The organism is Streptomyces cyslabdanicus, assembly GCF_052663305.1.
Genome location: NZ_JBQRUW010000041.1, coordinates 80,925 through 106,966 on the forward strand (window position 1 = coordinate 80,925; position 26,042 = coordinate 106,966).

General features: G+C 67.8%; 25 protein-coding genes and 1 pseudogene. All 26 read right to left on the bottom strand.

Annotated elements, in window-relative coordinates:
- Positions 1-32: 32 nt before the first annotated feature.
- A complete protein-coding gene (locus tag ACTYVM_RS24295) occupies positions 33-1,094 on the bottom strand; it encodes a sugar phosphate isomerase/epimerase family protein (RefSeq protein ID WP_445527983.1) in 1,062 nt (353 codons plus the stop codon).
- 119 nt (positions 1,095-1,213) lie between these two features.
- Positions 1,214-2,005: an ABC transporter ATP-binding protein gene (locus ACTYVM_RS24300; RefSeq protein ID WP_365776342.1), complete on the bottom strand. Its 792-nt coding sequence runs from the start codon at positions 2,003-2,005 to the stop codon at positions 1,214-1,216.
- On the bottom strand, positions 2,002-3,045 hold the full coding sequence (locus ACTYVM_RS24305) for an ABC transporter ATP-binding protein (RefSeq protein WP_445527984.1): 1,044 nt from the start codon (positions 3,043-3,045) through the stop codon (positions 2,002-2,004). The genes ACTYVM_RS24300 and ACTYVM_RS24305 overlap by 4 nt, the downstream gene beginning before the upstream one ends.
- Entirely contained in the window at positions 3,042-3,917 is an 876-nt protein-coding gene (locus ACTYVM_RS24310; protein WP_445527985.1) for an ABC transporter permease, read from the bottom strand. The genes ACTYVM_RS24305 and ACTYVM_RS24310 overlap by 4 nt, the downstream gene beginning before the upstream one ends.
- On the bottom strand, positions 3,914-4,942 hold the full coding sequence (locus ACTYVM_RS24315) for an ABC transporter permease (RefSeq protein ID WP_445527986.1): 1,029 nt from the start codon (positions 4,940-4,942) through the stop codon (positions 3,914-3,916). Before ACTYVM_RS24315 ends, ACTYVM_RS24310 begins: the two co-directional genes overlap by 4 nt.
- Before the next feature lie 7 nt (positions 4,943-4,949).
- A complete protein-coding gene (locus ACTYVM_RS24320) occupies positions 4,950-6,509 on the bottom strand; it encodes an ABC transporter substrate-binding protein (protein WP_445527987.1) in 1,560 nt (519 codons plus the stop codon).
- Positions 6,510-6,648: 139 nt separating this feature from the next.
- On the bottom strand, positions 6,649-7,806 hold the full coding sequence (locus ACTYVM_RS24325; protein ID WP_445527988.1) for a M24 family metallopeptidase: 1,158 nt from the start codon (positions 7,804-7,806) through the stop codon (positions 6,649-6,651).
- Positions 7,807-7,954: 148 nt separating this feature from the next.
- Positions 7,955-8,173 carry a hypothetical protein gene (locus tag ACTYVM_RS24330; RefSeq protein ID WP_445527989.1) on the bottom strand — a complete coding sequence of 73 codons (219 nt, stop codon included), beginning with the start codon at positions 8,171-8,173 and terminating at the stop codon, positions 7,955-7,957.
- Positions 8,174-8,913: 740 nt separating this feature from the next.
- On the bottom strand, positions 8,914-9,900 hold the full coding sequence (locus tag ACTYVM_RS24335) for an ornithine cyclodeaminase family protein (RefSeq protein WP_445527990.1): 987 nt from the start codon (positions 9,898-9,900) through the stop codon (positions 8,914-8,916).
- On the bottom strand, positions 9,897-10,856 hold the full coding sequence (locus ACTYVM_RS24340) for an amidohydrolase family protein (protein ID WP_445527991.1): 960 nt from the start codon (positions 10,854-10,856) through the stop codon (positions 9,897-9,899). Before ACTYVM_RS24340 ends, ACTYVM_RS24335 begins: the two co-directional genes overlap by 4 nt.
- The gene (locus ACTYVM_RS24345) at positions 10,853-11,938 is read right to left on the bottom strand and encodes a sugar phosphate isomerase/epimerase family protein (RefSeq protein WP_445527992.1); all 1,086 of its coding nucleotides are present in this window, start codon (positions 11,936-11,938) and stop codon (positions 10,853-10,855) included. The genes ACTYVM_RS24340 and ACTYVM_RS24345 overlap by 4 nt, the downstream gene beginning before the upstream one ends.
- Positions 11,935-13,386: an FAD-binding oxidoreductase gene (locus ACTYVM_RS24350; RefSeq protein WP_445527993.1), complete on the bottom strand. Its 1,452-nt coding sequence runs from the start codon at positions 13,384-13,386 to the stop codon at positions 11,935-11,937. Before ACTYVM_RS24350 ends, ACTYVM_RS24345 begins: the two co-directional genes overlap by 4 nt.
- A 41-nt stretch (positions 13,387-13,427) precedes the next feature.
- Positions 13,428-14,498 (bottom strand): sugar phosphate isomerase/epimerase family protein, encoded by a 1,071-nt coding sequence (locus ACTYVM_RS24355; protein WP_445527994.1) that lies wholly within the window; start codon positions 14,496-14,498, stop codon positions 13,428-13,430.
- A gap of 19 nt (positions 14,499-14,517) precedes the next feature.
- On the bottom strand, positions 14,518-15,330 hold the full coding sequence (locus ACTYVM_RS24360) for an ABC transporter ATP-binding protein (protein ID WP_445527995.1): 813 nt from the start codon (positions 15,328-15,330) through the stop codon (positions 14,518-14,520).
- Complete coding sequence (locus ACTYVM_RS24365; RefSeq protein WP_445527996.1) at positions 15,327-16,295, bottom strand: ABC transporter ATP-binding protein; 969 nt, start codon at positions 16,293-16,295, stop codon at positions 15,327-15,329. The genes ACTYVM_RS24360 and ACTYVM_RS24365 overlap by 4 nt, the downstream gene beginning before the upstream one ends.
- On the bottom strand, positions 16,292-17,170 hold the full coding sequence (locus tag ACTYVM_RS24370) for an ABC transporter permease (RefSeq protein WP_445527997.1): 879 nt from the start codon (positions 17,168-17,170) through the stop codon (positions 16,292-16,294). Before ACTYVM_RS24370 ends, ACTYVM_RS24365 begins: the two co-directional genes overlap by 4 nt.
- The gene (locus ACTYVM_RS24375) at positions 17,167-18,195 is read right to left on the bottom strand and encodes an ABC transporter permease (RefSeq protein ID WP_445527998.1); all 1,029 of its coding nucleotides are present in this window, start codon (positions 18,193-18,195) and stop codon (positions 17,167-17,169) included. The genes ACTYVM_RS24370 and ACTYVM_RS24375 overlap by 4 nt, the downstream gene beginning before the upstream one ends.
- Positions 18,192-19,637 carry an ABC transporter substrate-binding protein gene (locus tag ACTYVM_RS24380; protein ID WP_445527999.1) on the bottom strand — a complete coding sequence of 482 codons (1,446 nt, stop codon included), beginning with the start codon at positions 19,635-19,637 and terminating at the stop codon, positions 18,192-18,194. The genes ACTYVM_RS24375 and ACTYVM_RS24380 overlap by 4 nt, the downstream gene beginning before the upstream one ends.
- 264 nt (positions 19,638-19,901) lie before the next feature.
- A pseudogene (locus ACTYVM_RS24385) lies at positions 19,902-20,054 on the bottom strand (fumarylacetoacetate hydrolase family protein); the annotation flags it as partial.
- Positions 20,055-20,405: 351 nt separating this feature from the next.
- Positions 20,406-21,209 (bottom strand): IclR family transcriptional regulator, encoded by an 804-nt coding sequence (locus ACTYVM_RS24390; RefSeq protein WP_445528000.1) that lies wholly within the window; start codon positions 21,207-21,209, stop codon positions 20,406-20,408.
- Positions 21,206-21,895 carry a DAPG hydrolase family protein gene (locus ACTYVM_RS24395; protein WP_445528001.1) on the bottom strand — a complete coding sequence of 230 codons (690 nt, stop codon included), beginning with the start codon at positions 21,893-21,895 and terminating at the stop codon, positions 21,206-21,208. The genes ACTYVM_RS24390 and ACTYVM_RS24395 overlap by 4 nt, the downstream gene beginning before the upstream one ends.
- Positions 21,896-21,920: 25 nt before the next feature.
- On the bottom strand, positions 21,921-22,739 hold the full coding sequence (locus ACTYVM_RS24400; protein ID WP_445528002.1) for a beta-keto acid cleavage family enzyme: 819 nt from the start codon (positions 22,737-22,739) through the stop codon (positions 21,921-21,923).
- Positions 22,736-23,098 (bottom strand): cupin domain-containing protein, encoded by a 363-nt coding sequence (locus tag ACTYVM_RS24405; RefSeq protein ID WP_445528003.1) that lies wholly within the window; start codon positions 23,096-23,098, stop codon positions 22,736-22,738. The genes ACTYVM_RS24400 and ACTYVM_RS24405 overlap by 4 nt, the downstream gene beginning before the upstream one ends.
- A 6-nt stretch (positions 23,099-23,104) precedes the next feature.
- Positions 23,105-23,932, bottom strand: a complete 828-nt coding sequence (locus tag ACTYVM_RS24410) for a cyclase family protein (protein ID WP_376545609.1) — start codon at positions 23,930-23,932, stop codon at positions 23,105-23,107.
- A 76-nt stretch (positions 23,933-24,008) separates the two neighbouring features.
- Positions 24,009-25,040, bottom strand: coding sequence for a 3-hydroxyacyl-CoA dehydrogenase family protein (locus tag ACTYVM_RS24415; protein WP_445528004.1), 1,032 nt, complete (start codon positions 25,038-25,040; stop codon positions 24,009-24,011).
- On the bottom strand, positions 25,034-25,822 hold the full coding sequence (locus ACTYVM_RS24420) for an SDR family NAD(P)-dependent oxidoreductase (RefSeq protein ID WP_445528005.1): 789 nt from the start codon (positions 25,820-25,822) through the stop codon (positions 25,034-25,036). The genes ACTYVM_RS24415 and ACTYVM_RS24420 overlap by 7 nt, the downstream gene beginning before the upstream one ends.
- Positions 25,823-26,042: the final 220 nt, after the last annotated feature.

The window sequence follows — 26,042 nt, forward strand, 5'->3', positions numbered from 1 at the left end:
GAGTTCGCTGATTCGAGCGTTGGCAATTGAGGTCATGAGAACTCCTCGGTGTTGGGCTGGCCGGCTGGTACGTGAGCTGCTTCTGCGCTCGCGTGATCGCGGCTCAGTGACTGCGACACAGCTCGCAGATGGTCGGCGCACTCGACTGCGAACCGTTCCAGGGTGAGAGCGTCGTCCGGCTTGCTGAGTTCTTGGAATCCCGGCCTGTCGCCGGCTGACACGGCTCGTCTGTACGCCTGCGCCGACTCGGCCAGGCCGGCGAACTCCGGCACCGCCAAGTCCGGGTGGGCTGCGAGCCATCGTGGCTCGTGGACGTCCATCGCGAAGGGGATACGCGAGTGCCCCACTGCCTCGATCGAACCGTTCAATGAGCTGGGGCTGTCCTGCAATGCCTCCAGGAGTGCATCCCAGCGGATGACCCCTCGGCCGCACGGCACGACGAATCGTGTGAGTCGGCCATGGGCGAAGCACAGGGCGACGTCACGCAGATGTGTCATCCGGACATAGGGAGCGATGCGGCGTGCTGCCGCCGTGGGGTGCTCACCGACCATCACCACGTTGGCCGGGTCGAACGTGATCCCCAGTGCGTCGTCTCCGACTGCTTCCACCAGGCGCACGAGTTCGAAGGTCGTGATCTCTTCGTGGGTCTCGAGGTTGAGGTGAGTTCCGTGATGCCGCAGGCACGGTGCCAGGTCACGAAGAAAGTTCTCGGTGGCGGCGAGCTGGTCGCTCCACGTCGTGTCCGTCCGGAACCGATCCGTTGCAAAGCTCGCCGGGAGTCCGTGCTTGAAGCGGCCGGTGGTCGTCCATATTTCATGACAGTCGACGGCTGCAGCCGCCTCGATCATTCTTTCCATGCCCGCCAGGTAACTGCCGTCTCCGAGCTCCCGCACATGCGGCTGTTCAGCGGTCATGAACGGATTGACCATGCCGGCACCGAACTCCAGATACAGGTCCAAGTCCTTTGCCGCGTCCGCGACGTCGGACAAGACCGCCCCGTCGAGGCTGGGCGTGATCTCGTACAGTGTTCTGAACAGTGCGCCTTCGAGCCCGAGGTCTCTGGTCCTGGCCAGTGCGGCTAAAGGAGAAACCACGTCGGATGGCAGAGCAGTGCCGGCCAGATGGACATCCCAACCGATTCTCAATGTCGACCGCCTCTGTTGCGTGACGTATGGCAGTGCCGGATCAGTTCTTCGTCCTCGGTCGAGGGGCTTCAGGACCGGGGCATCCGCTTGAATGAATGGAGATCCGGGATGGCCTCCAGCAGCTCACGCGTGTAGGGCGCGGAAGGGCCGTCGAAGACCCCTCGTTTCGAACCCTGCTCGACGATACGGCCCTGGCACAGTACGGCGACCTGGTCGCAGAGTTGGTGCACGACGGCCAGGTCGTGGGCGACGAACAGGACAGTCAGTTCGAGCTGCCGCTGCATGGTGCGCAGGAGATTCAGCACCTGCGCCTGCACGGACACGTCAAGAGCCGACACGGGTTCGTCGCAGATCAGCAGGCGGGGTCGCATGACAATGGCGCGCGCGATCGCAATGCGCTGGCGTTGCCCTCCCGAGAAGGACCGCGGGTAACGCTCCATGTCCTTCGCGTCCAGTCCCACCATCTCCAAGGCCTCGGCGATTCTGTCCCGCGCCTCGGAGCCGCCGGCCAGTCGATGGATCGCCAGGCCCTCACCGACAAGCTTGCCGACGCTCATGCGTGGGTCGAGACTGGAGTACGGGTCCTGGAAGACGACCTGCACCTCTTGCTGGACTCGACGCCGTTGGCTGCGCGACGCGCGCGTCAAGTCGATGTCGTCGTACCACAATCGTCCGCTGTCGGCCTTGGTCAGGCCTGTGTAGCAGCGGATCAGCGTGGACTTGCCGGAGCCTGATTCACCGACCAGTCCCGTCACCTCTCCCCGTTCCACCTGAAGGGTCACATCGCGTAGCACCGGGACCGCTCTGCCGCGCGCGCCGTAGGTCTTGTTCAGGCCGGTGATCTTGACGACTGCACTCATGTCACTCCTTTGGCCGCGCCGACGTCGGCAACGAGGCACGCGACGGTCCCCGTGTCTGCTGTCGCGCGAAGTGCCGGCACGATCTCTGTACAGGCGTCGGTGCTTCGGCTGCAGCGCGGGTGGAAGGCACACCCCGCCGGCCGGCTGATGGGCGCGGCGGGGGAACCGGGAATGGAGATCAGCTCTCGATCGCCTCTGACCCGGGGCACGGCGCCGAGAAGACCGCGAGTGTAGGGGTGGCGCGGGGACAGAAAGAGCCTGTCCACACGGTTCTCCTCCACGATGCGGCCGGCGTACATGACCGCGGCGCGGTCGGCGAAGCCGGACACGACCCCCAGGTCGTGAGTGATCAGGAGAACAGCGAGTTCGCGGTCTTCGGCTACGCGGTCGATCAGGGCCAGGACTTGCTCCTGGACTCTGACATCCAGTGCGGTCGTGGGCTCGTCCGCGATCAGAAGGCGAGGCTGGGCGATGAGGGCCATGGCCAGAACGACTCGCTGCCGCATGCCTCCGGAGAACTCATGCGGATAGGCCTTGAGCCGGTCCTTGGCGCGCGCGACGCCGACGTCGTCGAGGATGCCTGCCGCTCGGTCGTAGGCCTCGCGCTTCCCGACGCCCCTGATGCGGAGCGGCTCGGCGAGTTGGGCTCCGATGGTCGTGATCGGGTCCAGGGCGCGCAGCGGGTCCTGGAAGACCATGCCGATCTCTGCTCCACGGATCGACCGCATCTCGCGCTCGCCCATGGACACCAGATCCCGCCCCTGGAATGTGATCCGTCCGCCTACGCGAAGCTTGCGCGTGAGGCCCATGACGGCGTGAGCGGTCAGGGTCTTACCCGAACCTGATTCACCAACGAGTGCAACCCGCCCTTTCGGCATCACGGTCAGGTTCACCTGGTCGACCAGTGTGACCGATCGGCCGTCACGCTCGAGCGACACGCTCAGGTCCTCGATCGTCAGAACCGGGGTACGCCCGTCGGCTTGGCCGGTTGAAGGCGACTCGTAGGGGCTTTCGCTGCGCGCCTCAGGAGAGGTGTTCATGAGGTCTCCCGAAGGTTGGGGTCTCGCCAGGTCTGCAGCAGTTCACCGAGCAGGCCGAACGTGATGACCGACAGGGTGATGGCGACGCCCGGAAAGAACGCCATCCACCAGGCCGTGATCACTTCGCTGCGACCGTCGGCCGCCATGGCGCCCCATTCCGCGCTGGGAGGCTGAGCGCCTACACCGATGAAGGACAGGCCGCCGAGCATCAGTGCCATTCCACCCACGTCGAACGCCGCCTGAACCCCTAGCAGGTCCGTCGAGTTCGGAAGCAGGTGCCGGGTGACGATGCGCCATCGAGAGGCGCCCATGAGTCGTGCGGCCTCGAAGTAACTTGCCGTCATCGTCTCCCGCATGACGACACGTGACATCCGGATGTATGAGGGGCACAGGCTGATGACGAGTGCGATAAGCGCCGATCGCAGACTGGGGCCCAGAGCCATCGCGATGCCCAGTGCGAGGACCATGTTCGGCAAGGCGAGCGCGATATCGCAGATACGCATGATGAGTTGATCGAGCCACCTGGGCACCGACGCTGCGACTGCGGCGATGGCGACGCCGATGAAAGCCCCGGCAGCGACGATGAGGACGGACGACAGCAAAGTGCTTCGCGCGCCGACGAGCAGGCGGCTGAAGACGTCCCGCCCTTGCTGATCTGTCCCGAACCAGTGCTCGCGACTTGGCGGAAGCAGTGCGTCGTGGGGCATGACCCGGTAAGGATCAAGAGGCGCCAGGCGATCTCCGAACACCGCGACGACCAGCAACAGCAGCGCCAGGAAGATGATGAACCGGTTGAACCACATGGCGCCCCCCGACGGCCGCCGGCGCAGAAGGGCAGAGCCGACCATCATCGGCTTGGTCACCGTACTCATGCGGCACTCCCCTCGGCGGCCCGAACGCGCGGGTCGAGCACCATCTGCAGCAGATCGACCACGAGGCTTGCGATGATGACGACACCCCCGATGAACAGGACGCCGCCAAGAACGGCGAAGGAGTCCTTCTGCGTCACGGCTGAGCCGATGTACGAACCGATTCCCTGTCGCGTGAAGATGGCCTCCACCAAGACGGTTCCCCCCACCATCCACCCGAATTGCAGGCCGACGATCGTGAGCGACGGGACCAACGCGTTGCGGAGTGCGTGGCCCAACAGCACCCGTGACCGGGACGCCCCCTTCGCGATGACGACCAGGATGTATTCCTGCTCGAGTTGGGACAGCATGGCCGAGCGCACTGTCCGCATCGTTACCGCGCAAAAGGGAGCTGCCATGATGGCGGCCGGCAGCATGAGGTGATACAGGGCGTCTCCGAAGGCGTGCAGGTCACCGGCCAACAGCGCGTCAATGGTCACCGCGCCTGTTCGCGTGGGCACATCGACTCCGAAAGAGAGTTGGCCGGTGGACGGAACGAGGCCGAACTTTGTCCCCAGGAGGTAATGCAACATCACGCCGACCCAAAATATCGGCATTCCACCCCACATGACGGCCAGCAGCCGGCTCACGAAATCCGGTGTGCGATCTCGCCAACTCGCAGCGACTACCCCGATGGCGATCCCCACGACGAGATTGATCACCATCGCGGCCAGGACGAGTTCGACGGTGGACGGGAGTACCGCACTCAGATCCTGCCGGATCGGCCGCAACGTCGCGATCGATGTTCCCAGATCGCCGTGCACCAGTCGGTCGAGGTAGCGGAAGTACTGCGTACCGAGGGACGAATCGAGTCCCAGTCGGTGGCGGACCTGTTCTACTAACTCGGGCGAGGCGCCGCGGCCCGCGGCGACCCGTGCCTCGTCTCCGGGAATAGCCTTGATCATCAAGAAGACGATGGTCGCAAGTCCCCAGAGGGTGACGATGGCGAGCGCCAGGCGCTTGGCCGTGAAGATGAGCAGGTCCGCCATTGATTCGCTACCCCACCTTCAGGTACAGCGGGTTGACTGAGGGATGGATGGGACTGAACGTCACTCCCGAGATGTCAGCTCGCGTCACGACCAGGTTCGTACCGTTGAGCAGTGGCGCGATGGCGTAGTCGTCGTGAATGATCGTCTCAGCCTGTTTGTAGAGATTGCACCGGTCGCTTTCGCTGGGATCGGACAGCGCCTGGGTCAGCAGTTTGTCGACGCGTGGGTTGCTGTATTGCGAGTAGTTCGCTCCGGTTCCCACGAACTTCGAGTCGAATTTGCTGTAGAGCATCTGACCTGGGTCGGGGTACAGCGGCGCATCCCATACAAGAGCCATGTCGGGCGTGGTCTGCGGCTTACTGAGCATGCCGAGGTAGGCGGCGAAGGTGACCGACCGAAGGCTCACCGTCAGGCCGACGTCTCGCAGATTCGACTGGAGAAGAGTGGCCTGGGCCTTGAGTTCCGAAAGACCCTCGGGGTAGACCAGGTTGAACGTGCGGCCGCTCGCGCCGGCCTCTTTCAGAAGTTTCTTGGCACGGCCCTGGTCCTGAGCCGGCGTCGGGAATTCTGCGTGACATGAGAAGAAGCTGGGAACCACTCCTGTTGCGATTTTCCCGTTGCCGCGCAGGATGCTGGACAGCGCCCCCTTGTAGTCGTAGGAAAGCGTTATCGCTTCCCGGACTCTCCTGTCGGACAGGACTGGCGACTTGTTGTTGAAGACCAGGTAGCTCTGGGCGGCGAAGGGAAGCTCGACCACCTTGTACAAGCTGTTCTTCCTGAACGGCTCCACATCGGCGGGAGACATGGTCACCCCGACGTCCAGGTCGCCAGACAGGAGCATGTCGCGTATGGATGACGACTCTTCGCTGTTGGGCAGCACGAAATGCTCGGGGCGGCTCGCCTTGAAGTCGAAGTACTTCGCGTAGCGGGACGTCTCTATGGAGCTTCCTGGCTTGAAGGAGGTCAGAGCGTAAGCACCGCTGCCGGCCTCATGTGAGGCGAGCCATGCCTGCGCGTGATCGGAACCTTCGTGCTGCTTGACCAATTTCGAGTTGAGAATGTACACGCGCGACAGTGCACCGAGAAAGCTGGAATCGGGGCGCGACAACTTGATCTCGACGTTGTGCGAATCGATGGCTGTCGACGACGCGTAGCTGCTTGTGAGGGACGCGACACCGATACCCAGAGCCTTCACACGGTTGAGTGTGTACACCACGTCGTCCGCTGTGACGGGAGTTCCGTCGTGGAAGGTGACTCCCTGGCGGAGCGTGAAGTGCAGCGAGCGGACGTCCGGCGACACCTTCCAGCTCTCGGCCAGATACGGCGTCACCTTGCTCTTGGCGTCATAATCGATCAGGGTGTCATACATCATCCCTGAGGGGGTGTCGTTCTGGATCTGTGTGGACAGCACCGGGTCCAGGGTGTTGATGGTCCCTGACAGGGCGATCGTCTGCTTGCGGTCCCCGGTGCCGGAGTCTGCTCCTCCGCAGCCGGTCGGCAGCAGGACAAGAGCCAAGGCAGCGGAGGCGATTCCAAGCCGCCGGGTGCGCACAAAAATGGTCATCATTCTCCATGCCGTAATGCATCGCCTGCGCGATACGTGTCGGCCGCCGACCGTTTCCCATGGATGAGGGGCGGATTTCTTGCGGTCAAGTCCCCCGTTTTGTTTGCGATTCAGTCTCTCGCGCCGGCCGTACACCCGGGTACTAGGCGGGAACCACATGGAGCTGGTTGGGGACACTGTTCAGTTCCTCGTACCCGTTTTCAGTGACGAGAACGGTTCCTCCGATACATACGCGGCGCTGATTCCGCAGAGCATTCGGCTCGAACGCGAAGGCGACCCCGGCTTCGACGGTGAACTCACCGTCGCGCGGTACTTCGGGAGGCAGGGCAGGGAGGTGCGCCATCCCGGGGTCGATCGCGACATTGATGTGGGTGGGGCTGTTGAAGATCACCGGAGACACCGTCTGAATGTGTGGACCGGTGTTCCAGCATCCCGCCGCCACGAGGGGCTCATGCATGGCGTCGGAAAGCTGGGAGAACTTCACGCCGGGTCGCAGGATCTCGAGCCCACGCCGATAGGACTGCGTGGCGACATCGGCGACGAATGCCAGGTCGTCATCGGGCTCACCGACCGACACGTCGATCTGCTGCTGGGTTTCGAAGCCGCCGTAGAACGAAAACAGTTCGGCTGACACGGAGTCTCCGGCCTGGATCGTTCGCGACCCGCCGCCCATGGAGGTCCATTCGGGAACTCCCCAGGCGAATCGATTGCGTCCGGATCGCATGATCAGGGTGGGGAACGCCATCCAGCCGCCCGCGGCGACGATGGCTCCGAGCGCCGCACCGCCCACCTCGCTTTCTCGCGCACCTGGCCGGCAGGCATCGATGAAGGCCTGGCAGGCGGTGTCCCCGATTTCAGCGGCCTTGCGAAGCATCTCCTGCTCTTCGGGGCTCTTGACCATCGTCATCATTTCGAACTGCTCGGCGACGTCAACGAACTGCGTTTTCGGGTTGGCTGCCGTGATGGCGATCCACGAGCTGTACGGAATCGACCCGGCCGGTTCGACGTGGATCCTGCTGCTCAGCCCTACGACTCCGACTCGCTTGTCATCCAGCCCCCTTTCACACAGGAAGTCCGTGATCGTCTTGACGGGCGGGCCGAGCCGCACATCCGAAACCCATCGATCGAACGCCTGTCCCGGTTCGTCGAACCGCGGGAGCGGGAATCGCCCCACCAGGTAAGCCGGTTCGGCATCCAGCGAAAGCGCCGCGATACCGCCGACCTCGTTGGTCACGTAGCGGTCCCACTTGTCGCGGCCGCTGCCGAAGACAAGCAATCCTTCGATGTTGTTGCGCCGCATGAATTCCTGGAGGGCCGTCCATCGACGGTCTCGCTCGGCGCGCGAGAGAACGGGGAACTCATGACGGGGGGATCGAGATCGACTCATGTCTCATCCTTTACCGGCGGATTGAATGCGATATATCAGAGCCTGACGCGCACTTCGCCTGTCAAGCGCTGGGAAGCGAGTTGCCGTCCATGACCGTCTCGAATTCCGCGAGCGGCATGCCGACGATCAAAGCGGCCTTGTTCACCCCCGGCTCGACGAAGCCGCCGTCGAGCCGGCCGAGCGCATCGATGTCGATTGCGTCCTGGACCATCGCGTCGGTGTCTTCCTGATTGGCGCCGGCTCCAACCAAGGCGTGCACTGCCTCCCGCGATACGGTCATTAATTACCGCACTTCGGAAAGTAGAGGGAACGGCGGGCCCGGTCAAGAGATGTGGCGAGATTTCTTCTGCAATGTGGAGCGAGATGACCACATCGCGGAACACGCGGGCGAAGCCCGATGACCACGACCGCTGCGAGGGCCGCTACTGATCGACGATAGAGCGTCGATCACGGACCTCGCCCTGACGTCGCCAACTTGCCCCGTTTCAGGGAAGTTTGTCTCCACTTCGCTTCGGCCCATTGTTGGCCCAGCGGCCTGATCGGCCAGGCCGCTGACCTGCCCGTTTCTCTATGCCTAGAGAAACGGGCGATTCGGGGCGCAGACGGAGAGCCTGCAGGTCAGCGGGGACTTCGCGCCTCCAGGCGAGACGAATTATGTCGAACGCGGGACTTGAGCTTGTTGTCTGGGACTCAGCATGACGGTCACGACGCGTCGTCTCCCGCGCGAGCGGCGCCGGAGCAGATTCTCCTTGGAGATGGAGTCCTCTGGCCGCCTGCTGGCCGTGCTGCCCTGTCCTTGCCCATGACACCGCGTGGCCACGTGGCCATCGAGAACGCCCACGCGCTCGCCGACGAACTCGGCCGTGGCTCGTCTCCCTGCGCATCTCCTCCGGTGTACGAGCCCGAGGAGCCGGTCTGGCGCCAGTGGCAGACCGGTGACCGCCGAACACGCCGGCCGTCAGATGCGCCGGCGCTGCGCGGGCGGCTCAGATCGGTTGACTGCCCGCACCCCGCCAGGTGTCATAGCGTCAGGTCGAACCGGGTCCCCATCCCGAGTTCCTCCGCCTGGTCGATGAGGAGGCGTGTGGTGGCGACGTCCTGCAAGCCGAGGCCCACGGAGTTGTAGAGCGTGATCTGCTCGAGTGACTCGCGGCCGGGCTGGGCGCTGGTGATGACCTGACCCAGTTCGGTGCGGAAGTGCTCCTTGGTGATGGCTCCTTCGTGCAGGGGCAACAGGACGTCACCCGACTTCTCCAACGCGGTGGCGTAGGAGTCGACGACGACACGGGAGTTCAGGACTCCGTCGGTGTCGATCTCGCGGTGGTCGGGCCGGGGTGGCGCGCCGACCGCGTTGACGTGGAGGCCCGGCTGGAACCAGGCACCGCGAACGAGAGGGTCATGTGAAGGGGTAACGGTGCACAGCACGTCCACGCCCGACACGGCTTTGCGGATGTCGTCCACCGCCTCCGCGCCGAACCCTTCGGCACCGAGTTCGGCGACAAGCGCGACCGCCCGCTCCGGGCTGCGGTTCCAGATCCGCACCTGCTCGATGGGCAGGACGGCTCTGAGAGCGAGGGCATGGGCCCGGGCCTGGGCGCCGGCGCCGACCAGGCCGAGGACACGGCTGTCCGGCCTGGCCAGGTGGCGGCTGGCGACCGCCGACGCGGCGGCCGTGCGGTAGCGGGTGACCGCGGCGCCGTCGAGCAGGGCCTCACACGCTCCGGTCTCCGTGTTGATGATCATCAGGGTGGTCTGCTGGACGGGGAGTCCGCGTCCGGCATTCCTCGGGATGTCGGCGAGCAGCTTGACCCCGACCGCCCGCGCATGGGCGGAGGCGGCTGCCATGGGCACGTAGACCGAGTCGGAGCCGGGCAGGCGCAGGGCGGCCGGGGCGGGCTGGGCGGCTCCGCCGCGGGCGAGTTCCGCGTGTGCCTGCTCGACCGCGTCGATGACCTGTCGGAAGGTCAGCATGCGCAGCACGTCGGAGCGGGTGAGCAGCAGAGTCATGACAGGCGCTCGGCGATCTTGGGGAAGAGGCGGAAGGCGTTGCCGTAGGCGATGGCGTCGACGTGATCCTGGCCGAGGGCGGCGGCGTCGGCGAAGACGGACTCGCGCTGGATACCCAGGACGGAGTCGCAGGAAAAGGGGATGTCCGTGCCGAAGAGGATCCGCTCGTGGCTCTCCAGCTTCTGCACCGGTCCCATGTTGAGCGTGGTGTCGTAGTAGATGCCGTCGAGCTTGGCGATCTCGCGGGGGACGTCGGCGGGGTCGGTCTCGATGCGCCAGTCGGCGCCCGTCAGCTTGTACATGGCGATGCGCCACTTGAGGTAGGGGACCATGCCGCCGGTGTGCGGGAGGATGAAGCGGATGCCGGGGAACCGGGCGAAGACGTCCGCGCCGGCGAGTTTGGTGGCCATGCGGGTGGTGTCGAAGGTGCCCTCCAGGAGGGCCGGTGGCAGGTCGGCGACCGGTTCGGGGAGGATGGGGTGGGTGAACACGGGTGTGGCGCGGCGGTCGAGTTCGGCGAGCAGGTCCGTGTAGGCGGGATCGGAGAGGTAGGCGCCGTCGTAGCTGGTGTGCATACACACCCCGTCCAGGCCTAGTTCGTCGAGGGCGTGCACGGCCTCCTTGACGCAGGCGTCCGGGTCGGGCATCGGCAGGCAGGCGAACGCGCCGTAGCGGGTGGGATGTTCGCGAACCAGGTCGGCGAGCGACTCGTTGATGGTCCGGGTGAAGGCCGCCTGCTCCGCCGGCGGGCAGAAGGAGGCACCGCCCGGGATGGAGAGGACGGACAGAGTGGTGCCGGTCAGATCCATCCGCTCTATGCCGATCTGCGGGGTCCACTCGGGCACGAACGAGGGCAGCGGGACGCCGAGTTCGGCCCGCTTGGCCTTCATCACCTCCAGCTCGGCATGGTGGTGGACGTCGATCAGCCTGTTGACCGGGACACTGGGCGTGTTCATGCGACGGTGTGCTCCTTCTGCTGGAGGCGGGCAAGACGACGGCGCAGTTCGCCCGCGCTGGCGGTGATGAAGTCGACGGCGTCCTGTTCGGTGGAGGGGGCGGTCAGGGCGGTGCGGTCCGGGCGCTCGCCAGCCTGCGCCTGTTGCTCGTAGTGGTGGGTGAGGGCGCGGACCCGGTCGAGTTCGCCGTCGGTCAGGTCGGGATGCGCGGTGCGCCAGATGGGATCGGTGGTCCACAGGCTCAGCGCGAGGCCGCTGAGCCCAGCCGCGGCGACGGTTCCCTCGATGGACCACGTGGCGTCGGGGGCCTGGTCGAGCAGCACGGAGAGCAGCTGATCCCAGTGGATGACGCCCTGGCCCACTGGGGCGAGCCAGCGGTCGATGCGGCCGCTGTCGTCGGGGCTGAGGAGCAGGGCGGCATCGCGCAGTTGGGTCTGGCGGACATGCGGGGCGACGCGGCGGGCCGCGGCGACCGGGTCCTCGCCGCGTACCAGCACGTTGGCGGTGTCGAAGCAGATGCCGATCACGTCCGGGGCGGAGTCCTCGACCAGGCGGACCGTCTCGAAGCTGCTGATCTCCTCGTGGGTCTCGATGTTCAGGTGGGTTCCGGTGTCGCGCAGGACGGGCGCGATGCGGCGCAGCACGGTGGTGGCGGCGGCAAGCTGGTCGGACCAGTCCACGTCGGTGCGGAAGCGGTCGCACGCGTACATGCCGGGGATGCGGAACTGGTAGTTGGCGGTGGCGGTCCACAGCTCGGTGATGCCGGCGCCGGCGGCCGCGCGGATCAGCCGCGCGAAGCCCAGCAGGTAGTCGCCGTCCCCGAGTTCGCGAACGCGCCGGGCCTCGGGGGCGGCGAAGGGATTGCACTTGGCGGTACCGACCTCCAGGTAGAGGCCGCGCTCGCGGGCGACCGCGGAGACCTCCGCGAGTTCCCCGGCGTCGAGGGTGTCGCTGAGGTCCCAGACGGATCGGAAGAAGACTCCCTCCAGCCCGAGTTCGACGGCCCGGTCCAGGCTCCACAGGGGCCCGTGCCGCTCGGAGCCGGGGAGCTTGCTGGCGTCGACACCGATCCGGGGGCTCATGTGCGGGCTCCGGAGGTGTCGTCGCCGTTGTCGGACAGGTCGACCAGGCCGCGGCGGAAGACGTTGTCGGGGTCGTACTCCTTCTTGACCCGCACCAGGCGCTCGTACTTGTCGCCGTAGACGGCGCGGGCGACGTCGTCGTCGCCCTGGACGGAGGTGAAGTTGATGTAGGTTCCGCTCTGCCACGGGTCCAGGGCGGCGCTGAACCCGCGTGCCCAGGCCACGAGTTCCGGCTTCTCCTCGGGGAACTCCCAGTCGGCGCCGATGTTGGCGGCGAACCGCATCGAACCGAACTCGGGCAGGGCGTCGTCGCGCTGGACAGGTGCCTCCGAGGAGCCGGCGAACATCTCGAAGGGGCACATCACCTGGTGGGCGATCGCGGCGCTGGCGTTGAGCGGGTGGCCGGGGTAGGAGTCGGCCCAGTGCAGCAGCACGTCCAGTGCCTCGTCGGGGAGTTCCCGCAGGAAGGCGTGCTTCCAGTAGTGGCGGAGGCCGTAACGGAACTCGTCGTCGGTGGCGTGCTGGAGTGTGACGTGCGGGAGGGTGCGGACGCTGGTGTAGATCGGCTCGGGGCCCTCGAAGAGCGGTGCGGTGAGCCGGGGCTCGTCGGCCGGGTCGCCGTAGGTGACGGTGGCCAGGGAGAGAATGGGCTTGCCGCGGTGGGCGGCCGGGAGCGGGGACCAGTACTCGGGGCTGGTGTACAGGCGCAGGTAGGAGCCGACCTGGCGCGGCGCGTCGACGGCGCGGTCGCGGAAGGCGCGCAGTACGGCGAGCCGGTCGTCGGCGCCGTAGAGGTGGATGCGGACGGTGGCCAGGCCGGGCAGGGCGACGTAGCGGAAGGTGAAGCGGGTGGCGACGCCGTAGTTGTGTCCGGCGCCCTTGAGGGCCCAGAACAGGTCCGGGTGCTGCTCCCGGTTGGCGGTGAGGATGCGTCCGTCCGCGACGACGACCTCGACTTCCTCCAGGTGGTCGATGGTGGGGCCGAACTGGCGGGCCAGGTAGCCGAAGCCGCCGCCGAGGGTGAGGCCGGCGACGCCGGTGTGCGAGACGACTCCGGCGGGCACGGCGATGCCCAGGTCCTCGCAGGCGCGGTCGACCTCGCCCCAGACACAGCCGGCGCCCACATGGACGAGTCCGGCAGCCTGGTCGATGCGGACGGCGGCGAGCAGGCGGGTGTCGATGAGCACGGCGCCGTCGGCGACCGCTGTGCCGGCCAGGTTGTGGCCGCCGCCGCGCACGGTGATCGGCAGGTTCCGTTCGCGGCACCAGGTGAGGCCGGCGCTGACGTGCTCGGCGGTGGTGCAGCGGACGATCGCGGCAGGGCGGCGGTCGATGTCGGCGTTCCAGACGGCGCGCAGACGGTTGTAGTCGCGGTCGCCGGGCAGGACGACCTGGCAGCCGACGGCCTGGGCGAGGCCGGACAGGTCGGTGGGAGCTGTGGTGGTCACGGGCGAAGGGTCCCTTCTGATCGGGGGAGGGCGGGGGCGGGTCAGGCGAGCGCGGCCACGCAGGCGCGCAGGTGTGCGGCGGAGGTGTAGACGAAGTCGTCGTGCGCTGCGCGCCAGGTGTCGCTGTGGAGTTCCAGCAGGTCCAGCCCGGGTGCGGTGCCGGCTTCGGCTCGTTTGCGGTAGTCGGTGGCGAGCTGCTGGAGTACGGCGATCTCGGCGGGGTCGAGGTCGGGCTGGCCGGCGAGCCATGCCGTGTCGGTGCAGGGGACGCGGAGCTCGGCGCGGGTGCCGCCGATGCCCTCGATGGTCAGGTTCAGGTCCGGAGTTGTGTCCAGGAGCAGCCGTAGCACCTCGGTCCAGTCCAGGACGCCTTCGCCGCAGGGGGCCAGGAACCGGCTGATCTCGCCGACCCGCGGCCACAGCGCCACGTCGCGCAGCTGGGTGCTGACGACGTAGGGGGCGACGCGACGGATCCCGGCCATGGGGTCCTCGCCGTTGAGGGGCAGGTTGCCGGGGTCGAGGCAGATGCCGACGGCGTCGGGACCGGCCGCCTCGACGAGGCGGACGACCTCGTGGCTGGTGATCTCCTCGTGGGTCTCCACCGCGAGGCGGCAGCCGTTCGCTCGCAGCACCGGTGCCAGCTTCCTCAGGAACGCTTCGGTGATCCGGAGTTGTTCGGACCAGTCCGCGTCGGTGCGGTACCGGTCCGTGGCGTGGATGCCGGGGAAGAAGGTGAAGCCGCCGCAGGCCGTCCACAGGGTGTGCCAGCCCCGGTCGGCGCAGATCTCGACCATCCGGGTCATCGCTGCCAGGTAGTCGCCCTGGCCGAGTGCCCGGACCGCGGGGAGCTCGGCGGTATTGAAGGGGTTCACCCTGCCGATGCCCATCTCCACGTAGAGTCCCAGGGCATCGGCGTGGGAGGCGAACTCGGCCAGGCGACCGCGGTCCAACGTGGGCGAAAGCTCGTACAGAGTACGGATGTTGACGCCGTCGAGGCCCTGCGCGGCCACCGCGTCGAGCAGCTCGGGGCCCTGGCCCCACAGAGTGGTGCCCTCGATGTGCCGGATGTCGGTGCCGATGCGGGGGCTGCGCTCGGCGTTGGATGGAGTCATCGGGTCCTGCCTCGTGGAGTCATGAGGTTCTGCCTTCCTGGGTGTGCTCGCGGCGGGTGCGCGCCGCTCGGGGATCCGGGACGGGGACGGCGGCCAGGAGTTCGCGCGTGTACTCCTCGGCCGGAGAGGTGAAGACCTGGCCGGTGGGGCCATGCTCGACGACGCGGCCGTGTGCGAGGACGGTGACGGTGTCGCAGAGATGCCCGACCACGGCGAGGTCGTGGGCGACGAACAGCAAGGTGGTGCCGAGGTCCCGGCATGCCCGGCGGAGGAGGTTGACGACCTGGGCCTGCACGGAGACATCCAGAGCGGACACCGGTTCGTCGCACACCAGCAGGTGCGGTTCCAGCACCAGGGCGCGGGCGATGGCGATGCGCTGCCGCTGGCCGCCGGAGAAGGAGACCGGGTGGCGGCGGAGCAGGTCCGCGCCGTCCATGCCCACCCGTTCGAGGGCCGACAGCACCAGGGTCCGGCGCTGCGCCCGGTCGAGTCCGCGGCGGTGGACGGTCAGCGGCTCGGCCACCAGCTGCTCGACGGTTCGGCGCGGATTCAGGCTGGAGTAGGGGTCCTGGAAGACGAGTTGAGCTTCGCCGCGGAACCTGCGCCACAGCTCACGAGAGCCGCCTGCCAGATCGGACCCGCGGTAGCGGATCACCCCTTCGTCGGGGGTCTCCAGGCCCATCAGGCAGCGGATCAGCGTGGTCTTGCCGGAGCCGGACTCGCCGACCAGGCCGGCCGCCCCTCCCTCGGCGACGGACATTCCGACCTTGTCGAGGACGGGAACTCCCTTGAACGATTTGCACAGTCCGTCGATGCGTAGGAGTTCGCTCATGCGGTGGGCACCTCCTCGGGCACCGGATCCAGCAGGTGACAGGCGGCGCTGGCACGCAGCGCGGGAGTCTCGGTGCGGCAGCGGTCCAGGTGCTGGGCACAGCGCGGGTGGTAGGCGCAGCCGGCCGGCCGTCGCTCGGGTGCGGGCGCGGAGCCAGGTATGGCGACGAGCTCGGCACCGCGTCGGTCGGGCCGCGGCACCGCGGCGAGCAGGTCACGGGTGTAGGGGTGCCGTGGGTGCGTGAACAGTGCCTCGGTCTCGGCCTGTTCGACCAGTCGGCCGGAGTACATGACGCAGACGCGGTCGGCATATCCGGCCACCAGGCCGAGATCGTGGGTGATGAACAGGACACCCAGTCCGCGTTCGTCGCCGGCTTTCCGGATGAGGGCGAGTACCTTCTCCTGGACCCTGACGTCCAAGGCCGTGGTGGGCTCGTCGGCGACGAGCAGCCTGGGGCCGCCGATCAGGGCCATGGCAATGGCGGCACGTTGCCGCATCCCGCCGGAGAGTTCATGCGGGTAGGCCGTGAGCCGCTCGCGGGCCCGCGGGACCCCCATGTCGTCGAGGAGCTCCGCGGCCCGGTCCAGGGCCTGTCTGCGCGGGGTGCCGCGCAGCAGCAGCGGTTCGGCGACCTGGACGCCGACCGTGCGCACCGGGTTGAAGGCCCGCAGCGGGTCCTGGAAGACCATGCCGACCTGGCCGCCGCGTACGGCGCGCAGCTCACGCTCGGGCAGTGCCAGCAGGTTCCGGCCGTCCAGCAGGACCTCCCCACCGAGGACCACGTCGGGGTCCAGCCGCGTCAGGGCCCGCGCGGTGACGCTCTTGCCCGATCCGGACTCACCCACGAGAGCGAGGAACTCTCCTGCCGCGACGTCCAGTTGCACACCGTCGACCAGTCGGGCCCGGGGGACGTCGGCGGTGAGCCCTCGCACCGTCAGCAGCGGGGAGGAGGAAGTCGTCGTCATCGGCCACCTCGCAGAGCGGGATCGCGCCGGACCTGGAGCATGTCGCCGAGGAGGCCGAAGGCCACCACCGACACCGTGATGAGCAGCCCCGGCAGCACGGCTGCGGCCCAGTCCGTGCCCATGTACGCGGAGGCGGAGGCGGCCATGGCACCCCACTCGGCGCTCGGGGGCTGTGCGCCGACACCGATGAAGGCCAGACCGGACATGATCAGCGTGACGCCGCCGATCTGGAAGGTGGCGTTGACCAGTACCTCGTCCAGCGAGTTGGGCAGCACATGGCGAACCATCAGCACCGGCCGCGACACCCCGGTCGCCCGGGCCGCCTCCACGTAGGCGGCCGACATGGTGCGTCGCACCGAACCGCGGGCGAGCCGTGCCGTGGCCGGAAAGGTCGCCACCACCAGCGCGATGATGCTCGCGGTGAGACCCGAGCCGAGGGCCGCGGCGATCGCGAGGGCCAGCATCAGGCCGGGCAGCGCGAGCAGGATGTCGCAACAGCGCATCAGCACCTCGTCGGCCCAGCGGCCACCCAGGGCCGCCAACGCGGCGACCAGGACGCCGATCGCGGTTCCCAGGCCGACGACCACAAGCGCTGACAGGAGGGTGGGACGGGCACCGACCAGAAGCCGGCTCAGGACATCGCGTCCCTGGTCGTCGGTGCCGAGCAGATGCGCGCCGCTCGGCGGCAGCAACTGCATGGCGGCGTCGGACCGGTAGGGGTCGTAGGGGGCGAGGTAGGGGCCTACAAGAACGAGCAAGCCCAGCAGAACCACCAGGATCAGGACCGCTCGGTCCGCCCACGCGGAGCACCGCCTACGACGCGGTCGCACCAGGGCGCAGAGGCGTGCGATCGGGGTGAGGGACGCGGTGCTCATGCCGCCGCCAGTCGCACGCGCCGGATCCGGGGGTCCAGCACCGACTGGCCGATGTCGACCAGGAGGTTGACCACTACCACGATCGCGCCGGTGAACATCACTGTGCCGAAGACGGCCTGACTGTCCTTCTGCTGCACAGCGGTCACCAGGTACGAGCCGATGCCCTGCCGGGTGAAGACCGACTCGACCAGGACGACGCCGGCGAACGCCCAGCCGACCTGGAGGCCGACGAGGCTCAGCGAGGGGATCGCCGCGTTGCGCAGGCTGTGCCGCACGAGAATCTGCCGCATGGAGGCTCCCTTCGATCGGGCCACGACGACGTAGTCCTGAGAGAGTTCGGTGGCCAGGGAGGTACGCAGGGTCCGGAACAGCGCTGCCGCCGGCGCCAGCCCGAGGACGATCGCGGGCAGCATCAGGTGTGCCAGGGCATCACTCACCGCCGTGGGGCTGCCGCTGAGCACGGCGTCGACCGTCGTCATCCCGGTGACGGTGGGCACGTCCAGGCCCTGCGAGAGCCGGCCGGCGACGGGAAACCAGCCCAACCGCGTGCCGAGCAGGTACTGCAGCAGGAAGGCGAGCCAGAAAGCGGGAACGCCGCCCGCCGTGACCGCGGTCAGGCGCAGCATGACGCCGCCCGCCGGCCGCCCCCGCGACGCATCGAACAGAGCCGGGACCGAACCAGCGACCAGAGCGAACACCATCGCGGCCACGACGAGTTCGACCGAGGAGGGCAGCAGGCGGCCGAGGTCGGTGAGCACCGGCTGCAGGGTCACCGTCGAGGTGCCGAAGTCACCGTGCACCAACCGGTCCAGGTGGAGGGCGTACTGCTCCCACACGGGGCGGTCCAGGCCGAGACGGATGCGGACGGCTTCGATCTGCTCCGGCGAGGCGTCGCGTCCGGCGGCGGCCGCGGCCTGGTCGCCCGGGATCAGCTGGTTGATCAGGAACATCGCGGTGGCCAGACCCCAGAGCGTGAGCAGGGTACTCAGCACACGCGACGCCAGGCGGCGGACGGTCGCGTTCATCTGGCCCCCGTCTGCCGGATCGTGGTCAGGTCGAGGAACCGGTAGCCGTCGCCGTCGCCGAGCCCTGTGATGCCCTTGCGGACGACCATGGTCTGGACGTTGTTGGAGACGTTGAGGGAGACCTGGTCGTCGGCGATGATCCGTTGGGCCCGCTGGATCTCCGCACAGCGACTGCTCGCGTCGGTGTCCGAGACCGCCTTGGAGATCAGCGCATCGGCCTTGGGGTTGCTGTAGTTGGCGTAGTTGCTGCCGCGACCGATGGCCGAAGTGGAGTAAGTGCGTTCGAGCGTCGGCCCGGAGTCGGGAAGTAGCGGGCCGTCGAGCAGGTACATCAGGTCGGGCGTGGTCTCGGGCTTGGCGAGCTGGGCGACGTAGGCGGGGAAGGTGACCTGCTTGAGGTCGAGGGTGACGCCGATGTCGCGCAGGTCGGACTGGAGGAGCGTCGCCGCCTGAACGTGCTCGGGGTTCCAGGTCTGGTACTCGCCCGTGATCCGAAGGTGGTTGACGCCCGCCTCCGTGAGCAGCCGCTTCGCCTCGGCCTTGTCCTGATGGGAGCGCCCGGTGGCGACGCGGCAGGACATCCCCACGGGGAGGATGCCGTCGGCGACGGTGGCGTCGCCTCCCTCCACCCTCGTGGTGAAGCCCGAGTAGTCGAAGGCGAGGGCGATGGCCCGGCGCACCCTGACCTCCGACAGTGCGGGGCGCTTGGTGTTGAACCAGAAGTAGTTCTGGCTCACCAACTTCCGTTTCACCACCCGGAACTTCGAGTTGTTCCGGAACGACGCGGCGTTCCGGCTTCCCTGAAGGGCGGCGTCGTACTGCCCGGCCAGCAGCCCGTTGCGTGACACGTTGTTGTCGTTGACGTCGCTGAGCACGATCTCGCCCGGCCGTCCGGCGAGCTTGCCACCCCAGTAATTCTGATTGAGCTTCAGCTTGATCTCGGAGCCCTGGGCGAAGGATTCCCTGGTGTAAGGGCCGCTGCCGGCGGCGTGCGAGGCGAGCCATGCCTGGGCGTGGTCCGTACCCTCGTGCTGCCGGACCACCTTGGAGTCGAGCACGTAGATCTGGCTGAGGCCACCCAGGAAGGCCACGTCGCCCCGGGTTAGGGAGATGCGCACGTGATGGTCGTCGAGTGCCTCGGCGTGCTTGAAGTCGGCCAGTACGGAGGCGACTCCGGTCCCGACGGCCCTGGTGCGGTCGAGCGTGTAGACGACATCCGCCGCGGTCACCGGGGTGCCGGACGCGAAGGTTGCCTTCGGGTTCAGCGCGAGCGTCACCGAGCGGGCGTCAGGTGCCACACTCCAACTCGCCGCCAGGCGCGGCCGGATGGCCCCGGTCTTGTCGTAGTCGAGCAGCGGTTCGTAGAGCCCCGTGTCCGGAAGGTCGTTCTGGATCTGGTTGGCCAGCACCGGGTCCAGGGTGGCGATGGCAATGCCGACCACGAGCGGACGGTCGGCGGCGGCTGTGCCGCCGGGGGCCGCACAGCCGGCGCTGAGCATGACCACTGCGGCGGCCAGTGCGAGCCGCCTTCGTCCGGCGCGTCTGTTTGCCGGGGGAGTCGGATGGGTGTGGTGCGTCATGTGCGTCTCCGAAGAGTGAGCAGCGGGCACAGTGGTACGTGACGACGAACGTGTCTGCCGGTGATGCAGCGGGTCCTCGTCGGGGATCCGAGAACGAGCCCAGGTGCCGTTCGGGGCGGAGATGAGTCACGGCCGCTCCCGCGAGCGGCGTCGCCCTGCGGGCAGCGGTACGGGTACGGGTTCGGGCACGACGATGTGGGAGACCGTGCCGATGCCCTTGACGGTGAGGGTGACGGTGAAGGTGTCACCGGGCTTCAGCGGCGACGGATCCTTCATTCCGGCGGACTGGGGGTCGCGGGCGGATCAGTCGTTGAATGGACCAGTTGGCGAAAAGGCCAGTTGGTGAAGACGGTGTGGTCGCGGGTCTGCTCGGGTTGTCCCCCCTGGCCGTAGATCGTGTGCGAGTCGGGAAGTGAGAGGTGGTGGTGGGGGATTGGGAGGGCTCGTGCCCCTGCCCGGGAACGCTCAGGGCTACTGTCGATGGGCCTGTTGGCTGTAGGCAGCGAAACACATCGGCGGCTCCTGACGGAGACGGTCCGGGGACACGGCAGGGTGAGTCAGGGCAGTTGACAGGGCCCACCGTGCCCCCGCGCCGGGTGAGGGATCAGACCGGCTCCCCCGCCGGACGGTTCACGCCCATTCCTGTTTCGCGACGAGGTCCCGCAGCGCCAGCAGTGCCCGTGCGCACTCCTCCTCGCGGCCGTGGAAGCGCTGAGCCGGCATGGGGACGCTCACCGCCATCTGCTGGCTCGCCACTTCGAAGGCCACGCCCGCCGCGCAGATGCCGTCGTTCTGCTCTTCATAGTCGTAGGCGACTTGGGTCTCACGGATCTCCTTCACCTGTTCCAACAGATCAGGGAACTTGGTGATGGTGCGCGACGTGAGAGCCGGCAGCCGCCGCGGAAGAAGCTGACGCATCCGGCTCGGCGTGAGCGTGGCCAGGATCGCCTTCCCCGGGGCACAGGAGTGCAGGGGGAAGCTCTCCCCCACCGCGCTCGCCGCGCGCAGGCGATGGGGCGCTTCCACCTGGTCGAGGAACGTGATCTCCCCTCCGTTCAGCACCGACAGGTCCACGGTCTCCACCAGACGAGCGGAGAGGTCGAGCAGGAAAGGGCGCAGGAGTCTCACGACGTCGCGGGTGCCGGCTTCGGCGAGACGGGCGATCTCCGGCCCCAGCCGGTAGCGTCCGCGCACGCCCTTGCTCGACACGACGAGTTCCTCGTCCTCCAGGGCACTCAGGATCCTGTGGATGGTGGTCCTGGGAAGGCCGAGCCGATGGGCCAGGTCGGACTGGGTCAGCCCCCCGGGTGTCTCGCGGATCGCGCGAAGCATCTGGGCGGCCCGCGAGATCACCTGGATACCGCTGTGGCTCCGTGCGCTCGTCTCGTCGGATGGTGAAGTCATGTCCCCATCCTGCCCCTGCGCACGGATCACCACGGAATCTTCGGCGGGCGGGTGTCCCGGTGCTCGGCGATGAAGAGCGAGGGCAGGAAGCGGGAGAGGTAGGTGAACTCGTTGTAGCAGTGCTGCAGCAACTCCCCGGCCAGCTCCGTGGGAACTGCCTCCTCCACCTCGGCGGGGGTGGCTCCGGTGGCCGGAAGATCCTGCCCGAGGTAGAAGTGGCTGCGCATCGCCAGCCCCCACTCCGTGTCGCGGCCCACGTGCAGCAACCGCCCACCCAAGACCTCGCCGGACGGGCCTCGGTGCGGTTCGTGCCCAAAGCCCACACGGCCGAGGACGGCACACGAGACGCGCTGTTCGCGCCGCGCCGACTCGTACTCCTTCGCCTCGAAGAACTCGGACGGGTCGCGGAACTGGATCACAAGGTCCTCGGCCGGCAGCGCCGTGAGGCGCTCCGTGACCACGTGCTCACTTCCGACGTGTGTGTCGTCGGAAAGCGATCCCTCCCATACTGAGGAGACGTGGTCGGCGGGGTGCCACCACACGTACTTCTGGGTGTCGCACCTCCACCGGAACCACCACTCGAACATCTCTCCCAAGCACCGGTGCATGTCCGTGCGGACAGCCACGTGCAGCACCCCTGAAGGCAGCCGCTCGTATCCCGTCTCCAGTTGCAGCGGCTCCGAGTGCAGCAGAGCCGACACCTCGTCCAGTTCCATGGTCTATTCCTCTCGTTCCGTCGGATCAGGGGCGCGGCCGCAGCCCCAGTACGGACTCGGTCTCCGTGACCGAGGCGATTCCCAGGTCCAGGCTCCGTGCGAGCTGGACGGTGCGGGCCACGAGAGGCTCGTTGCCCTGCGTCAGCTCGCGCTTGCGGAGGTAGAGCGTGTCCTCCATCCCGGCACGAGCGTTGCCCCCCAGGGACAGGGCCATGGCCGTCAGGTTCAGGTTCGCCCTGCCGATGGCGATGATCTGCCAGATCGCTCCCTCGGGCAGGCGGCGCACGAGGGTGAGCAGGTTGTCGGCGGTGGCGGCCGCTCCGCCGGCGACGCCGAGGACGATGCTGAACTGCAGCGGCTCCTCAAGAAGTCCTTCGTCACGGAGTCGCAGACAGGCGTCCAGGTGTCCGGTGTCGTAGATCTCCAGTTCCGGTTTCACCCCCAGCTCCCGCATCCGTGCCGCGAGCCGCCGCACACCGGCGGGCGGGTTGCGGAACTCACCGGCGCCGAAGCTCATGCTGCACGGGTTCAGCGTCGCCATCCGCGGGCGAAGCTCCACGAGCTGCTCACGGTCCTCGAACGGCACGGCCAGGCCGACGCCCGTGGAGAGCTGAACCAGGATCGGACATCGCTCGGCGATGAGATCCATGGTGCGCTGGGCGATGCCGAGGTCGGCGGTCGGGCGGTCCTGCTCGTCGCGCAGATGGATGTGTGCGACGGAGGCGCCGAGGTGGTACGCCTTTTCGACGGCCTCGGCGATCTCGTGCGGCTGGGTGGGCAGCGACGGGTTGTCGCTGCGCTGGGCTATCGGCCCGGTCGGGGCCACGGTGACGACGACGCTCACGGTCGCTTCTCCGGGGTCGGTGTGGCGATGACGACGAGCAGGCGGGCGCCCCGGTCGGTCCGGTTCTCGAGCGAGCGGACGGTACCGCGCGGCAGGTGGACGGTGTCTCCGGGACCCAGCGTCTCGGCCGGGCCGGCCCCGACGACGAGGGTCAGCTCGCCGTCGAGAACGTAGTAGACGGTCTCCTCGGCGGCCGGCGAGGTCAGGGCGGTGCCCGCGGGGTGGTAGTGCGACTCCCCCAACCAGAACCGCTCGGTCGGGCCGGCCTCGTGGCCCTGGAGGCGCCGGGCGTCGACGCCCTCGTGGAGAGGCGGGAAGTAGGCGGGTGCACCCGCTCCCCGGACGATGCGAGCAGCCATCGGTCCTCAGCCCCGCTCGATGCGGTACGTGCCCTTGGGGTCCGCGATGGCCACGAGGCGGACGATGCAGCCGTCGCCGCCCACCCAGCGCCAGGGGAAGGCCGCGAAAGTCATCCGCTTGCCCGTCACCTTGTCCAGGTCGCCGCCGATGTTCTCGAAGCCGTAGATGCCGGCGTTCAGGATGGCGTTGTGGCAGGGCTCCCAGTACGGGAAGTCCTCCTTGGCGGGCCGGCCCGTCTCCGCCTCGTACTCGCGCACCGCCCACGGCAGCAGTCCACCGGCCTCCTCGCTGGGGCCGTGCGGGCCGATGGCCGTACCCAGAGGGTGGTCGAGTGCCTGGCAGTCGGAGCCGACCGCCTTGACCCTGCGCTCCACGAACCACTCGCCGGCCTCCTTGTAGAAGCCGGGCGAGTACGCGTAGTACTCGGCGCTGTCGGCGTACTTCCGGTGCCAGCCGGTGTTGACGATGACGAAGTCACCCGGCCGCACCTCGGTCACCGAGGCGGCCTTCTCCAGGTCGTCGGCGGTGACCACCTCCCACTTCTGCTTGGGGATGTCGAGCACGACGCCGGTGCCGAAAAAGTTCCGCAGCGGGATCTCATGGAGGAGCGGGGTGCCCTCCACCACGTGCCCCGGCGCGTCGATGTGCGTGCCCGAGTGCATCACGGTGGTGATCTTCTGGGTCAGTACCCGGCTCTTGGCCATGCCGTGGAGCCGCTCGATCTTCACATCCTCGAAGTACGGCCAGGCCGGTACGCCATGCCCCCACGGGTGGGACAGGTCGTAGAACTCGAGATCCTGCTCGCCCGGGCCTTCCGCCCATGTGTAGGTCATCTGACTCTCCTTCGTGTCGGGAAAACCGTGAATACGGGAACGTGGATAGAGGAAGAGGGAGCCGGCCGCGGGGAACTCACGCGCCGACGTCGAGCCGTGCGGCGAGCTCCGCTGAGACGTGAGCCGCGAGCGCGGCGCCTGCCACCTCTCGCGCTCCCGTGGGCCAGGTGAGGAAGCCCTGACCGCTCTTGGCGCCCAGACGGCCCGCGCGGACCAGGTCGTCGAGTACCGGATGCGGCGTCACTGACCGGTCCAGGGCCGGGAAGACGGCTTCGTGGATGGAGCGTGTGAGGTCCAGTCCGACGTAGTCGGCGTTGGCCAGCGGGCCCATCTCCCCGAGCCGCAGCCCGATGGTGTCGCGTACCACCAGGTCGACGGTCTCGGGGTCGGCGACGCCCTCGGCGACCAGCGCGATCGCCTCGCGCCACAGTGCGTGCTGGAGTCGGTTGCCGACGAAGCCGGGAACGTCCCTGCGCACCCAGACCGGCCGCTTCCCCAAGCGCTCCATCAGCGCCATCACATCCGCGACGACACCCAGGCTCGTGCTCTCGCCCTGAACGACCTCGACGATCGGGATGAGATCGGGGGGATTCCACCAGTGGGTGCCAATGGCTCTGCTCGGATCGTCGACGTACTCGGAGATGGAAGTGATGGGAAGGACCGAGGAGTTCGAGGCGAGAACGGCGGTCGGTGCAAGCCCGGCCATCTCCGTGAACAGCTTGCGCTTCAGCTGAAGGTTCTCGGCCACGGCCTCGGTGACCAGGTCCGCCCCGTCGAGGGCTTCCTCCAGGTGCACGGCCGTGCGGACGGAACCCGGAGGGTCACCGAGTTCGCGCGCCAGGCGCTGCGCCTCGTGGCCGGCTTCGGGAAGAACCGAGGGGTCCGCATCCGTGAGGGTGACCATCAGGCCCCGTGACGCGAAGACCCCTGCGAGGCGTCGGCCCATCAGCCCGGCGCCGACGACGGCGACCGAGCGGAAACGCGTGGCGTCACCGGTGGGGAGCACGCCCGGCGTCGCCTCACGGTCGGACGGCTCGGACGGCTCGGACGGCTCGGACGGCTCGGACGGCTCGGACGGCTCGGACGGCTCGGACGGCGATGTCAGCACGATGTGTAGCCACCGTCCAGATACAGGACCTGGCCGGTCAGGAACGCCGAGGCGTCGCTGAGGAGGTAGATCAACGCGCCGGAGAAGTCGTCGGGTTCGGCGAGTCTGCCGAGCGGGATGCGGCTGAGCATGGCATCGCGGGTCGCGCTGCCCTTGGCATCATCGGCGTACATCCACGCGGTCAACTCGGACCGGAACACCGTGGGCGCCAGGGCGTTGACCCGGATCCCGTCCTTGCCCCACTCGGCGGCCAGGCTCTTGGCCAAAAGGTCGACCGCGGCCTTGGAGGGACAGTACGCGCTGTACCCCGCGGGATGCCCGAGCCGGCCGCGGGTCGACGAGACCAGCACGACGCTTCCGCCCTCTCCTTGCGCGAGAAGCCGGCGGCCGACCGCTTGGCAGGTCAGCCACGCGCCGCGGACATTGGCGTCCATGACCGTCTCGAAGTCCGCGACGGGCATGTCGACGATGGGCGCGACTTTGTTGACGCCGGCCGAGGCCAGCACGCCGTCGAGACGTCCGAACGCCTCGACCGCCCGGGCCACCATCGCCTCGGCGTCAGCGGGGCTGTCGGGACGCCGGTGCACGGTCGCTACCTGGTCCTCCGGCAGTTCGCAAACGAGTTTTTCAAGAGCATCCGCGTTTCCACCTGCCAGTACCACGTTGGCTCCGGCTGTGGTGAGGGCACGGGCTGCCTCAGTGCCCAGGGCACCGGAGGCTCCGGTGATCAGGATCGTCTTGTCTCTGAGGTCGAACAAATGAAGCGGGGACACGACAGTCATCGCTGCCTACTTCCGTAATACGGACGCTTTCGACCGAATGACGGGAACGTAGAGGTGATGCGGAGCATGGTCAAGGGGTCACGCAAAACTCGGGGAGCAATGCCGAAACCCGTGGAATCCGCGCCGCAGAGCCCTTGACGCTGTCATACCGACCGCTCTAGCTTGACCATGTTGCAGAACATTCGTTCCGCATTGTGGAATTATCTCGCGGCGCCGGCCT